Origin of the sequence: Marinobacter halodurans (genome assembly GCF_004327985.1) — a bacterium.
In the GTDB taxonomy this organism is placed as follows: domain Bacteria; phylum Pseudomonadota; class Gammaproteobacteria; order Pseudomonadales; family Oleiphilaceae; genus Marinobacter_A; species Marinobacter_A halodurans.
On the sequence record NZ_SJDL01000048.1, the window covers coordinates 17,947 to 30,965 of the forward strand.

Sequence of the window (13,019 nt, forward strand, 5' to 3'; positions counted from 1 at the left end):
TAGGTGGCAGCTTGTGTTACACAAGGTTGAAATCGTTTCTGAAAATAGAGCTGCTTTGGCTTCTCTACCGGTTCCTGTTGAACCTATTCAAAATACTTTCGCCTACATAATATATTGTTTTGTAAAGATGCTTAATATTTAAAGACAAACTTTCTGTTATGTTATCGGAAAATAAAGGATGAGCTGTGACAACTGAAAAAAAATATCGAATATCAATCGATCCACGTATCCTTGAGCTGCTAGGACCTAGTCTGTATACCAACGTATACTATATTTTGGCCGAGCTGATAGCCAATGCATATGATGCAAATGCGAAAAATGTATACATAATACAAGAGAAAGGACGACTAATAGTTGAAGATGACGGGCATGGGATGTCATATGAAGACGGCGATATCGAGAAGTATTTGAACGTTGCACAGGAAACAAGATCAGAAAAAGAGCAGTCATATGTAAAAGGTAGCGAAGGACAAAGAAGGAAGATGGGACGAAAGGGCGTTGGTAAACTTGCCGCGCTATCAGTTTCATCTGATGTAGATATTAAAACAATAAAAGACGGCGAAAGATCGGGGTTTGTACTATCGAGAAATGTAAATGAAGATCGTTTGTTGACGCCTATACCTGAAGAGCAAGTAAAGTTTAATAAGATTGCTCGTAACGGGACGGCCGTAGTTATGCGAAGTCCACAGTATACCCTGAATAAGACAATAAGCGCCATAAGGAATAACCTATTAAAGATATTTCCACTAGTGGACGACGAATTTAGAATTCATGTCCAAGTTGGAAAGCAGCAGTCTGTAATAGACAGTTTTGAGAAAGAACTTATTAAGGGTTTGGGTGGTTTAATAACTCTAGGCGAAGAGTATGAATCCCTTTCAAAGTACTTTGATAGTCGCCTAAATAACAAAGAGGAATGCGAAAAGGAGCTTCTCAAAAATTGGCCGGCGTATCAAAAAAAAGGAATGATACTAACTTGCAAAGATGGTGAGCAAGATTCATTTGACTTAGAGATACGTGGCTGGATTGGTGTATACCGGACAACTAAAGGACGAAAGGTCAGCGCTGAGGACTTTCCGGATAATTTCATATCGCTTCTATCAAACAAGAAGCTTGGGGAATACAATATACTTCCGGTGGTTGGTAAAAATGCCATGACCGAGGTGTATGTCGTTGGGCAATTACACGTAGATCTGTTTGAAGAGACATCCTTGCCTGATATGGCGCTTAGTAATCGACAGGGATATAAGACTGACGATGAAAGATATCAGGAAGTAATAAGGTATGTCAGAAATGAACTATTGCCGAAGGTCGTTTCGCTTCGTGTTAAATACGCATCATATGTAAAACAGGAGAAGGATGAAGAGAAAAATCGACAGAAGAAAGAGCGCGAAATAAAATTCAAAGATCAAGTTGATAACTTTAAGGAAGTCGCTTCTAGCACTGCTGCACAAAGTATATTTGGTGATTTTCATAATAAAGATTTCACTAAGGAAGATTTAAAGAAGGCTGTTTCCCAGGCGATTAACAAAAGTTTGCCCGACATGGGTATTAAGAGTGCTATCGACGCCTCCAAAAAGAAGCTTCTGATTAGCCATAGTAAATCTGATAAGGTTTGCTGCGATTTTATTTTCGATTTGCTGGTTTTCAATGGTGTGCCACCGGAAGAAATAATTTATACATCATCCGATAATCCGCATTCGGTTATTCCAAGAAAAGAGCCAATATTTGAGTATCTTCGTGAATTTTTTGTTGAAAGTTATTCTGTTCAAGGAATATATGTAATATACGTAACAAGTAAGAAGATGGCCAAGAGTTGGGGGGCTGTATCTGAAGTCGGCGCGGGTTGGATAACCAAAAGTGAGCATGAAGTGTTTAATGTTAATAAATATCGACCCGAAAAACCTCTCGACGTAGATGTCGCTTACGCTAATATTAGCCGAAGCCGTGAAGATAAAGTTGTTTTGACGCTTCACGATGCTAATAGAGTTGTTGAAAAGATTGAAGGTGTGACGATTGCTTTAAAGTATAAATCCAGATCGAAAGAAGTAATATTGGAAGAATTGATGAGAATAGCTGAAGTAAACTGACGCTTTATGTGGGTGGCGCGGATCGTTAAACGTATATTCCCATTTCTTTTCAAAGATAGGTTTGGTTTCGAGAATTCAAATGGAGTGGCGGAGTATGGACCAACAAGAATATGTCGAATCAAGGTTAGAAAACCAAATTAATTGGTATGACCATAAAAGTCAAAATGCACAGTTGAAGTTCAAGCTTCTGCGTGGATTTGAGATTCTGGCGGCGACCTGCATTCCGCTAATAGCAGGTTTCGGAGGCGAAGTTGTAAAAGTTGAGTTTGTTTTGGGGGTTCTTGGTGCGTTAATAGCTCTATCATCTTCGCTTGAGCGGCTCAATCGTTATCAAGAACGCTGGACCGATTACAGAACGACATGTGAGTCATTGAAGCATGAGAAGTATTTGTTTTTAATGGGCGCAGAGCCTTATTGTGATGATAATGCCTATCCACTTTTAGCGCAGCGCGTTGAAAGTTTAATTTCTAAGGAGAATAGTCGGTGGTGGAGATATACTAAGACTCAACCAGAAAAAATAAACTTTGAGCCTAGTAACCATTAGAAATTCAAATATAGGGGTTTGAACGTCTTTTTGAAGTCTCACTTGTGCTCATAGGATTGCTAACGTTGAATATTTATTATTTAACTATTGGGTATTATTTGCAGACGCTTTTTAAAACATTTTAGGCTTGGTGGGTGCTTAACGGTTTAAGAAGTCGCTATCGTTTCGAAATTGTTATGGTTGGTTGTATTGAATTTCTCGATTGTTTTAGGTTCGAGTATAGTGCGATTTGTTTTTTATGAAAAAGAGATATCTTATGCAGCAAGATATGATTGGAAATGTTAGTGGCGTCTCAGAAGAACGGAAGCTTGCTGCTGAGGAGCAGATAATTGAACGTCAAAAAATAACTGACTACGATACAAGAGAATATCCTGTGGAAGTATTGGTAAAAAAGTTTACTGATGGTCTTCAGGATGATAACGCCGAGATATATATACCTGACTATCAGCGTGAAATGATTTGGAAGAGCTCACAAAAAAGTCGGTTCATCGAGTCTATTCTTCTTAACTTACCGATCCCTTATTTATTCCTTGCGGATGATAAGGATGGTCGAAGCGAGGTTGTTGATGGATCGCAGCGTATTCGCACTATTGTGGAGTATTGTCAGAATCAGTTCCCTCTCCAAGATCTTAGGTTGTTAGACAATTTAAATGGATTTTATTTTTCAGATCTACCGCCAGCTAGACAGCGACGCTTTAATAAAAAGACTATTAGGTTGATTGAGTTAACTCAAGATATGGACGAAGAAGCCCGGCGTCAGATGTTTGATAGGCTGAATTCGGGCGGCACAAAGCTCAAGCCGATGGAGCAAAGAATAGGCTCCAAGGAGGGCCCCTTTAGTGATCTAATAAAGGAATTGGCTACGCTTGACCAGTTCGCTACTCTTTGTCCTCTCTCAGAAACCAAATTGAAGCACAGAGAAAATCAGGAATTGGTTCTTTGATTTTTTGCATATTCGGATCGATATAAAAGCTTTAATCATCGAGTGGATAAGTTTTTAGACGACTATTTGGAGGAAATGAACGGTAAGGGCTTTGAAGAAAAAGAATATCGAAAAAGATTCGGGGATGTACTGGATTTCGTTGGATTATATTTTCCTATCGGCTTTAAGAAATCTCAAAACGACAATTCGGTTCCTCGTATTAGATTCGAGGCAATCTCCGTTGGTGTCCACCTAGCCTTGAGATGTCGTCAAGACTTTGTGCCGGAAGGGATTGGCGCATGGATTACCGGAAAGGAATTTGGTCAGCTAACTCGTTCTGACGCGAGTAATTCCAGACCGAAAGTTATTAATCGAATTCATTTTGTCAGGGATAATCTTTTAGGTAAAGAAGTTGAGTACGAAGGAGATAAGGACAAAATCTTTCATGATCCGAGACATATTGACAGTGATCAAGCAGATTTTTTTGGTGAGGTTTAAATGACCAATGATTTTATCGCCGAAACTAGGGAGCTGCTGGAAGATCGAAAACAAGAAATTGATCGCCACTTGACGTTCGCAAAAACGCTAATAGATACAAAAGCTCGAAAGTTAGCGAAGCTAGAGAATCGGGAGCTTGTTGAGATAAAGGAATATGAGATAGATAGAGGACTAGTCAAAACGATGTCTGCGACTGGTTATTTGCTCATTTATAACTTGATAGAATCTGTAATGACAAGCGCGGTGGATGCGGTGCACCGACAATTGAAAGCAGACGAGCTTCAGTTCTCGCAACTTAGTGAAAAACTGAAAAGTGTGTGCCTAGGGAATTTTAAAAGCGGGTTTTCTTCTTATGTTTCAGATGAGCATAGCGCGTTAACTATGAACGAGTTGTTAGTATGGTTAGGCTATCGAAAAAACAAACATTGGAATGGAAATGTTGATGCAAATGGTATTAAAGATAAGGCTGCGAAGTATGGTATTGAGATAAAATACAGAGATGAAGATTATTCAGATATAAAAAGTAACTTTTTCGATATTCGAAAGAAACGAAATGATTTGGCGCATGGTGAGCTATCTTTCGAACAGTGCGGGCAAGACACTCCGATTGACCTGTTGTTGATTTATGCCGAGCAAGCTTATAAATATCTTAGCGCTGTAGTAGATGGTTTTGAGATTTACTTGATTGAAAAAAAATATAGGGCTGCCTGTTAGGCAGCCAAACTTTTAAGAAAACTTTCCCCAATTACTGTCCCAAGTTTTACTGGAACTGCGTTGCCGATCATTTTTCCTACTATTTTGAATTTTAATTCTGATTTATCGGGAAAAAACTCGTAATTTTGAGGAAATGTTTGCAATAGAGCTGCTTCTCTCAAAGAGATCGCTCTGTTTTGGTCTGGATGGCCAAATCGGCCATTTCCATAACCATAACACTGTGTTGTCATCGTCGGGCTAGGTTGATCCCATCGCATACGAGAGTAAACGCCGCTATAGCTTTTGCCACTAGCTTTCGTGTGGCATTTAGCAATTAAGTTTGCTGGCCAGTCCCGCCAAGTACCGCCAGGTTTAGAATGACGGATCCTCGCCATGTTTAGCTCCGACAATCTAGAGGATTGATGTAGTGGATCATTCGGATGGCATTCTCCAGCGCTGATTGGTGGTAGATGCCCAATTGTTGATTTAACTGTCACATAGCAATCAGGCTGGTGTGTTGGTTCGATTAGTTGAATGTCTCCAATTCTAGATGCTAACAATACATGGCGTTTTCTTACTTGAGGCATTCCATAATCTGGGCAAAATACTTTTCCTGCCCATACGTTATACCCTAGACATTCGAGTTTATATACAAAGTCATGATAAACTTGGTGCTTGGTAACGTCAGGGACATTTTCCATGGTTACCAATTCAGGGCGAATATCATTTATCAATCTAGAAAACGAGTATAGCAGCGGCCATCGTTCGTCTTTAGAGGCATCCCGCCCTTGAGAATATGTTGAAAAAGGTTGGCATGGTGCGCACCCTGCTAGGAGTTTTATATGCCCATGTGGGTATAGAGATCTTATTTCCCTACTGTCTATTTTAGATACGTCCGCATTGATGAACGCTGCGCCTTTATTGTTTTTTTCAAAGGCAAAACGGCAGGACTCTTCAATATCAATACCTGCGACTACATCAATGTTGGCTTTTATTAGGCCGTGAGTTAGGCCTCCCGCTCCGCAGAAAAGGTCTACTGCTGAAATAGGGGGTATGATAGCTGTCTGTTCCAAGGTTGCCCTTACTCCAATTGTCTAATGTTTGTTGCTATTTTAACGATGTGCCTATGCACATGTTATGACAGTATTATAAGCTAGAGTGTTTGATACTTGCTTTCACACTATTTCAAATACAGCTCTAGTAATTTTGTAAGCTTTTCCTTGTCGCTAGTTTGGCACTCCCAAATAACTACAACTTGCCACCCTTGTTCTGTCAACTGAATCTGGTTCTTAATATCCCGTTTTCTGTTGGCTTGAAATTTTGATTTCCAAAATTCTATGTTCGTTTTTGGGATGCTTGCTTTTGGACACCCGGGGTGCTGGTGCCAGAAGCAACCATTAACAAATATTACAAGTTTGGATTTAGGTAAGACGATATCGGGCTTTCCTGGGAGGTCCGTTCGGTGTAAGCGAAACCGATAACCTAAGGAATGAAGTAGTTTTCTCACTCTTATCTCTGGCCCGGTATCCTTATGAGTATTGGACCGCATAATTCTCTGTCGAAGGTTCGTATCGTCCACATTCGCCACCTGCCACGAGCCGCGTTAGTAGTCTACCAGAAGGTGGCAGCTCTTCCCCAAGCATAGGTTTCAATGATGGAGTGAGAACGCTGGGGTCTACCTTTGCGGTGATTAATGGGGTCTGATTAAAGGGGGCAGAGCGGATACGCGGGGTCAGGTCTCGCGTTTTGCCCCGCCTTGCCATTTCGTTGTGACGACCGCAGTCTATTCTCTCCCAAAGTAGAACCACGGAAGGAGCCAAGGAATGGCCAGACCGTTGCGACTGGAGTTTGCCGGCGCGTTGTATCAGATCGGATACGCGGGGTCAGGTCTTGCGGATACGCGGGGTCAGGTCTTGCGTTTTGCCCCGCCTTGCCATTTCGTTGTGACGACCGCAGTCTATTCTCTCCCAAAGTAGAACCACGGAAGGAGCCAAGGAATGGCCAGACCGTTGCGACTGGAGTTTGCCGGCGCGTTGTATCACGTGACGTCCCGCGGAAACCGCCGGGAGATGATTTACGAATCAGACGACGACCGACGCGCCTGGTTGTCGATCCTCGATGAGGTTTGCGAGATCTTCAACTGGGTATGCCACGCCTATTGTTTGATGGGCAATCACTACCACCTGCTGATCGAAACGCCGGAAGGCAATCTATCGAAAGGCATGCGCCAACTGAACGGCGTCTATACGCAGGTTTTCAATCGGCACCATGGCCGGGTAGGGCACGTTTTCCAGGGGCGTTATAAAGCGATTCTGGTTGAGAAGGACAGCTACCTGTTGGAGCTGTGCCGCTATATAGTGCTGAACCCTGTTCGTGCTGCGATGGTTCGATCGGCAGTGGAATGGCCTTGGAGCAGTTACCGCGCGACGGCGGGTTATGAGCGGGATTTAAAGGCACTCAATGTTGATTGGATTCTTGCTGCCTTTGCTGAACGGCGGGATAGAGCCGTTGAGAGTTACGAGCAATTTGTTGCTGACGGCAAGAACCAGCCGTCTCCTTGGGAAAGCTTGAAGAACCAGGTCTATCTAGGGAGCGATCAATTCGTTGATGACATGCAGAGGCGAATTGAAGGGGCAGAACGTCTCAGCGAAATACCCACGAGTCAACGTCGCCCTCTGGCCAAACCATTACAGTTCTACGGGGACGCTGCGTCGTCCCGAAACGAAGCCATCTGTTTAGCGTATGCGAGTGGCGGATACAGGCTGAAAGAAATAGGCGATTTCTTTGGGCTTCACTATTCGCGCGTCAGCCGAATTATCCGGGAGGCAAAACGCAAGACCTGACCCCGGCATGTGACCCCCGCTGCTCCTGATGCCAGGCCGCGATGGTGTTTTGTACTTCGTCGCTCGTTTTGGCCAGCGAGGCGTTGCTTTTGACCTTGTTGACCACGTCCTTCCACTCTGCATTCATTTGATCGAAGTGGCTGATGCCGGAGCGATCGCTCTCGAAGTAACGCTGGATTTCGTTGAGGATGAAAATCTGATCCTCGTCTTCAACGCCATCGTTTTTCAGGAGCAGGGCGCATTGGGTTCTCACAAAGGCCCAGGACCAGTGGAACAGACTGACCGATTTCGTGGCGTTCTTCGGTAATGAGACCGGGTGATGCGTTGGCAGGGCAGAGAACTGATTGGTGATGGTAATAACGGCATCGATTTTGTGAGCCTTCGCCTGCTGAAGATATCGAGAGATCTGCTCTTCAGTAACGGACTCGTTCCCGATTTTCGCTTCAATGAGCGCTCGCCATTCCTTCTTACCGGTTCTGAGAATCAAAAGCCCGTCGGGGCGATCTTTGGGTTTGGGGGCCTTCTTGTCAGAGCTCTCGAAGACGACTTCGGTCCATGCTTCCAGCGTTGCCCGTGACCCGACCCGAATGCCAATCGACTTAAGCAGAGCCTGCCGGAGTTCGTAGACGGCTCGCATGCCTGCCAGCAGCACAGATGCAGATTTCTGTTCCCGTGCGCTATCGGCAACGATGGGGATAAGACGGGCGGGTTCTCCACTTGCGAGAAATTCAGGACGGTCAGACACAGCGCGCTCCTTTTTGTTATTGATACCTTCCTAGTCTGTAGCCTAGTACGGCATTTGAGAGCTTGCCTGATTTTTGAGCATCGCTAATGCAAAGGGGTGTAAAACAATGTCCTTTGATCCACTACTTATTTAGTCAGTAAGCTGAATAACAACGCGCCCAAAGCTGCGCCAGCTACTAGCTGCCCCATTTCATTGCCCTGCTTCTGTGCCTTGCTGGTATTGCCCCGTACCGGTTGAACGACCTCAATTCCATTCGCCTGGAGTTCCTCTATGTTATGAATTAGGCGCGTGTTGAGTTCTTCGAAGGTTGTTCCCAGAGCTTTGGCTGCCTGAAACATCTGGTCGACGGAGAACGCTGACTTACCACTTTCAAGTCTACTGTAGCTGGGCTGAGAAAGGCCCATTCGCGCCGCCATATCTCCTTGTTCTACACCTTTGCTCTTCCTGAGGTTTGAAAGAACAACTCCCAGGACTGCAGAGAATGACGTCTTCTCGTTTTGCATAGAAGCACCTCTATGTTTGGAAAGGTTGACTTCCAGAAATGGATTGGCAAAACTGAAAGTGTATGCGTTAAACCTAAATGGAGATTAATTTATGTATGTGTATTCTAGTTTGAAAGTTGGGGATTTGCTATACCGAGTCAAAGGCATTGTAGAGCATGCTGGCGTCTATCTAGGTGCCGGCAGAGTTTTGCACATCCGCCCTGGAGGGCCTGCAGTAGCAGTTCCGTTTTCCGATTATTCAGAAGGTAAGTCTGTTTCGGTGAGGCGACTGCCGCTGCCGGCGCGAGTAAAGGAAGGTTTTGAAAAGAGACTCGCTGAAGTCATTCAGAACAGTGCGTCGTACCGCTTGTTTTCCAACAACTGTGAGCACGTTGCCTACTACCTCACTGTCGGTGAGAGGATCAGCCCACAGCTTCAAGCGGCTTTGGGGATCGGCCTTGCAGGTGGCTTGCTTTTGTCGCAAGGGAAATTGAGCAATTTTATGGTTGCAGCAGGCGTGGCGGGAGTGGGGGCTCTTTTGTTGTCGAATGCGAATCGCCAGTGCGAGTTTGTTATTGAGGCCTAACGACGAGTAACGTGTTCGGATCAATAAAAGGTGTCAGAGCGCATATTTCGCGTAAAGAGGTGACGGACTCTAAATGATAGAGTTCATTAACCAATAAAAACTCGCGAAGCTCGTCTTATTTGTCGAGAAGAATTTCTCTGTGGGCCCGTCGATTTCAGTACTAAAGGGGTTAGTTCAATCTGACCCCGACCCCCTTTCAGTGCGCAGCTTGCCTAATGAGAAGCGTTGCTATATTTTCCTCTGTGTATGCAGGAAGCATGCGGCTGTTTATTTTTGTGTAGTGCAATCAAAGGGATTTGTATGAATTCAAGCGACCGAGAACACATCGCAGTAGTCGTTAATTACTTCTGGGGTGCTGGTAAAGCCCGCGCAGATATGGTCAACAAGGATGTAGCGGCTGTTGTCTACGAAGCGCTCGAAGAAGCTCAGGCTTGTTCCGCAGCCATAGATTTGGTGCCCCGCCCTACCTACGGCCTTCCTGGTATTAGCTACGTCGTGAAGCAAGTGGCGAAAATTGGTGTTCGTATAGCATCGGGCGATACTCAGATTTATCAAATGTGCCGTGGTCGAGTAGCGGTTAATTTCAAACTAAAAATCGAAAGAGCACTTATGGGACTTGGGCGATGACTAGAACGCTTACTTTTTCCGTCGTGATGCTTTTTCTGACAGCTTGCGCGACGCTCGACACAGGCCGTAATAAAGATAGCTCGTATATGAATGTTATGTACTCGGGCTTAATGTTTAAAATACCAGCAGAACCACTCGTTGTCGCCTTTCTGGGAGGCGAGTCCGATATTCTCACCTTTGAATATAGTAAAGAACCAGGCAAATACATCGGATATACCACTGACCACGATTTAACCACTGGCGGTTGTGACCCTGCTATATTTTTTCAGAAAGCTTTGAGCGGGGAAGCTAGCAAGAGCGACTGCAATGGTGAGATTACATCGTTTAATCAAGTGTTTTCGAGGGGCAGGGAAACGGGCACATGGTCGGGGACTAACCAAACGTTTTATTACTTTATAAGTAGCGGCAAACGATCTTCATTCGTATTTTTTGTCTCGGACGATGGAACCATTAAAAAAATGGAGTCTGACTTTCTCAAGAAATCCGATTTCAGAAAGTCTTTATCCAATTACTTGTAGAAAAGTGAGTTAAAGAGATGGGATAAAAGGGTGTCAGCGCAAATTTATTGATGAACACATTGCCAAGTGAAGAATTAATCATAACCGTACTGGGGGTGGCGAGCTTTGCTGGAATGATCGTCGGCTTGATTGCGGCACTTGTCACCTTAACTATCGGATTCCGGAAGGTGGTTGAGGTGGAGAGGCTTGTCGCACCTCAGGGTAGCGAGCTGTACAAGATGGCTCGGCTGGTAGGGGATCACCTTGTCGGAAGGATGATAAGAGGCGTTGCTCTGACCTCTTTCCTTGTCCAGCGTCGGTTTCCGGGGTGGGGCGTAAGGCGAGCCGAAAAATGGGGAAACGTAGACGCCGAGGTACCGCTTCGGCTGAGGCGCTGGATCCTGATACCACCGGCTGTTGCTTGGGGGGCAGTTACTATGATGTTTTTATGCGGCGGATTAGCAAAATGGCTTGATACAGGAGCTGTTTTTAGCTGACAGTTCTTAAGGTGAATGGTGTCAGAGCGTATGGTGAAAGGTGTCCGTATAACTGGGGCTAGTTCAGGGTGACTCCTTTCAATGTTTCGAATCGCCAGTGCGAGTTTGTTGTTGAGGCCTAACGAAAAACCGGGACTTTTTCAATCGGTCCCGGTTTTGTCTGCTCAATCAAAAGCCAAGACTGACTCCGTTATTTTTACAAGCGCGGGATTTTGCCACAAAGACAGAAAATAAAACTTCAAATCATAGAGTTTATATTGTTGCCTTTGGTCTCGTTCGAGCGAGTTATGGGGTTCATATTCGCTTTTTGCTAGGTGTGGAAAATAGATGAACCCAAAGGCTAGTTCCCAACGTTATCGAACCAATAACCATGCAAAATACTCCTAGTGGAGTAGCTATCCATGCTCCGGTAAGCAATAGGGTGCTTCCCGTCAGCATAGGTCCATACTCCCTTGTAATAGTGATGGCCTGTTTTGAGTTTTTAGTTTCCATTATTCTTCCCCCCTGCGATGTGAACTGTAGATTCTTTCTATGCAGAGGTTGACGATTTCGGCGATTTTCAACCCAGTTGTCCAAATGACCGCATTTAAGCGGCCAGCTTATTGCGCTCAACTTCCTGCGATTTCCCAGGGTTAAGCGATACCGGACCGGTGACTTCCCAGTTCCGGGTGTTTCCAGACCAGCGCCGTGGATTTCGGCGCTTTGCTCTTTCATAAACCCTTTTCCGATGCGCCAAGCGCTCGTGATCAACGCCACGGTGCCGATCTGCCGGTGTCACGAACCGGATACCGCTGTGCAGGTGCCGTTCGTTGTAAGCATCCTCGAACGCCAGCATCCAGTCGCGCACGACCGTGAGCGATGCGAAGCCCTTTGAGGGCCACTCCGGGCAGTATTTGACGGTCCGGAACAATGACTCCGAGTAAGGATTATCGTTGCTGACTCTCGGCCTGCTGTGCGACATCAACATGCCCAGGTCGGCCAACCGGGCTTTGAGCGTGTACGACGTCATCGGCGCTCCGTTATCGGAGTGCAACACTGGCGGATTGTGCCAACAACCTTCCCTCAACAGGGCACGCTCAACCAGCTTTTTGGCCAACTCACCAGATTCGGCCTCATGGATTTCCCAGGCAATGATCTTGCGACTGTAAATGTCCATGATCAGGTACAGATACCAGTGCTCACCACGCACCGCTGACGGACAATAACTGATGTCCCAGGTCCACACCTGGTTCGGGCCTGTCGCGGTGAAGCTGGTCGGCTCCGGCGCCTTGCGAGGCGGTTTCATACGGCCCCGGTGATTTTGTTGCTGGTGCTTTTTCAGTACCCGATAAAACGAGGATTCCGAGGCCAGGTAAAGGCCTTTATCGGCCAGCGACGGCACGATCTGCGATGGCGGTAAGCTTCGGTACTGTGGCTGATTGCATGCGCTCAGAATGGCCAGCTCCTCGGCCTGTGTGAGTTTATGGGGCTGTTCGACCGGCGCTGCCTCAGGGCGCTGGTCTTCACCAACCTGGCCATCTGAACCTCGCCAGCGTTTCAATGTGCGCTCGCTGATGTCCATTAACTCCGCCACCTTGTATCGGGCGGCACCACCGGCAACGGCTTCATCAAACAGCTCCAGGAGCCTTGCACGTTCGTCCAGTGGCGTCAGTTGTCCTCGCCGCTGTCCGGATCTTCGCCGTACAAGGCTTCGAGCTTTTTTGACAACACCAGAAGCGAGGTGGTCTCAGCCAGAGCCTTGTCTTTGCGGCGAACTTCCGACTTCAACTTCTTGATCGTTTTACGGGCCTCACGCTGTTGCTTCTGAACCGCCTTCTGACGCTCATCCTGCATGCCGGCACCCTGGAGGCAGGCTTCCTTCCAGCGCTGCACCTGCTCCGGGTACAGGCCTTTCTCGCGGCAGTAGGCACTGAGTTCGGCCTCAGACATGGAGGCGGTTTCAATCACAACAGCCAGCTTGGCTTCAGGGGACCAGTCCTCCCCGGTATTACGATGACC

The 13,019-nt window shown here is 46.0% G+C and carries 15 protein-coding genes; 9 read left to right on the top strand and 6 right to left on the bottom strand.

What is annotated here, in order from left to right; translation table 11 throughout:
- Positions 1-185: 185 nt before the first annotated feature.
- From EZI54_RS21160 to EZI54_RS21175, 5 genes are all read left to right on the top strand, one after another.
- The gene (locus tag EZI54_RS21160; protein ID WP_131483884.1) at positions 186-2,087 is read left to right on the top strand and encodes an ATP-binding protein; all 1,902 of its coding nucleotides are present in this window, start codon (positions 186-188) and stop codon (positions 2,085-2,087) included.
- 94 nt (positions 2,088-2,181) lie between these two features.
- Positions 2,182-2,631 (top strand): DUF4231 domain-containing protein, encoded by a 450-nt coding sequence (locus EZI54_RS21165; RefSeq protein WP_165495828.1) that lies wholly within the window; start codon positions 2,182-2,184, stop codon positions 2,629-2,631.
- Positions 2,632-2,887: 256 nt separating this feature from the next.
- Positions 2,888-3,574, top strand: a complete 687-nt coding sequence (locus EZI54_RS24885) for a DUF262 domain-containing protein (protein ID WP_207389299.1) — start codon at positions 2,888-2,890, stop codon at positions 3,572-3,574.
- Between the two features lie 42 nt (positions 3,575-3,616).
- Entirely contained in the window at positions 3,617-4,051 is a 435-nt protein-coding gene (locus tag EZI54_RS24890) for a hypothetical protein (protein WP_207389300.1), read from the top strand.
- A complete protein-coding gene (locus tag EZI54_RS21175; RefSeq protein ID WP_131483886.1) occupies positions 4,052-4,765 on the top strand; it encodes an MAE_28990/MAE_18760 family HEPN-like nuclease in 714 nt (237 codons plus the stop codon).
- Here the strand turns inward: EZI54_RS21175 and EZI54_RS21180 are convergent.
- Entirely contained in the window at positions 4,762-5,817 is a 1,056-nt protein-coding gene (locus EZI54_RS21180; protein ID WP_341352865.1) for a DNA cytosine methyltransferase, read from the bottom strand. The genes EZI54_RS21175 and EZI54_RS21180 overlap by 4 nt on opposite strands.
- Positions 5,818-5,924: 107 nt before the next feature.
- The gene (locus EZI54_RS21185) at positions 5,925-6,332 is read right to left on the bottom strand and encodes a very short patch repair endonuclease (protein WP_341352866.1); all 408 of its coding nucleotides are present in this window, start codon (positions 6,330-6,332) and stop codon (positions 5,925-5,927) included.
- Between the two features lie 409 nt (positions 6,333-6,741).
- Here EZI54_RS21185 and EZI54_RS21190 point away from each other — a divergent pair, with 409 nt between their 5' ends.
- Complete coding sequence (locus EZI54_RS21190; protein ID WP_131483887.1) at positions 6,742-7,587, top strand: transposase; 846 nt, start codon at positions 6,742-6,744, stop codon at positions 7,585-7,587.
- Here the strand turns inward: EZI54_RS21190 and EZI54_RS21195 are convergent.
- Positions 7,559-8,332: a hypothetical protein gene (locus tag EZI54_RS21195; protein WP_242674550.1), complete on the bottom strand. Its 774-nt coding sequence runs from the start codon at positions 8,330-8,332 to the stop codon at positions 7,559-7,561. The two genes, EZI54_RS21190 and EZI54_RS21195, sit on opposite strands and share 29 nt — an antisense overlap.
- Positions 8,333-8,457: 125 nt before the next feature.
- On the bottom strand, positions 8,458-8,835 hold the full coding sequence (locus EZI54_RS21200; protein WP_131483888.1) for a helix-turn-helix domain-containing protein: 378 nt from the start codon (positions 8,833-8,835) through the stop codon (positions 8,458-8,460).
- A 91-nt stretch (positions 8,836-8,926) separates the two neighbouring features.
- Between EZI54_RS21200 and EZI54_RS21205 the strand changes: the two genes are divergently transcribed.
- From EZI54_RS21205 to EZI54_RS21215, 3 genes are all read left to right on the top strand, one after another.
- The gene (locus EZI54_RS21205; protein WP_131483889.1) at positions 8,927-9,400 is read left to right on the top strand and encodes a C40 family peptidase; all 474 of its coding nucleotides are present in this window, start codon (positions 8,927-8,929) and stop codon (positions 9,398-9,400) included.
- A gap of 300 nt (positions 9,401-9,700) precedes the next feature.
- Positions 9,701-10,027: a hypothetical protein gene (locus EZI54_RS21210; protein WP_131483890.1), complete on the top strand. Its 327-nt coding sequence runs from the start codon at positions 9,701-9,703 to the stop codon at positions 10,025-10,027.
- Positions 10,024-10,545 (top strand): hypothetical protein, encoded by a 522-nt coding sequence (locus EZI54_RS21215; protein ID WP_131483891.1) that lies wholly within the window; start codon positions 10,024-10,026, stop codon positions 10,543-10,545. Before EZI54_RS21210 ends, EZI54_RS21215 begins: the two co-directional genes overlap by 4 nt.
- A 1,062-nt stretch (positions 10,546-11,607) precedes the next feature.
- On the opposite strand, the gene EZI54_RS21220 is transcribed toward EZI54_RS21215, so the two are convergent.
- A complete protein-coding gene (locus EZI54_RS21220; RefSeq protein ID WP_131483892.1) occupies positions 11,608-12,672 on the bottom strand; it encodes an IS3 family transposase in 1,065 nt (354 codons plus the stop codon).
- A partial coding sequence (locus EZI54_RS21225; protein ID WP_165495829.1) for a transposase occupies positions 12,669-13,019 on the bottom strand: 351 nt, incomplete at its 5' end. The genes EZI54_RS21220 and EZI54_RS21225, both read right to left, overlap by 4 nt.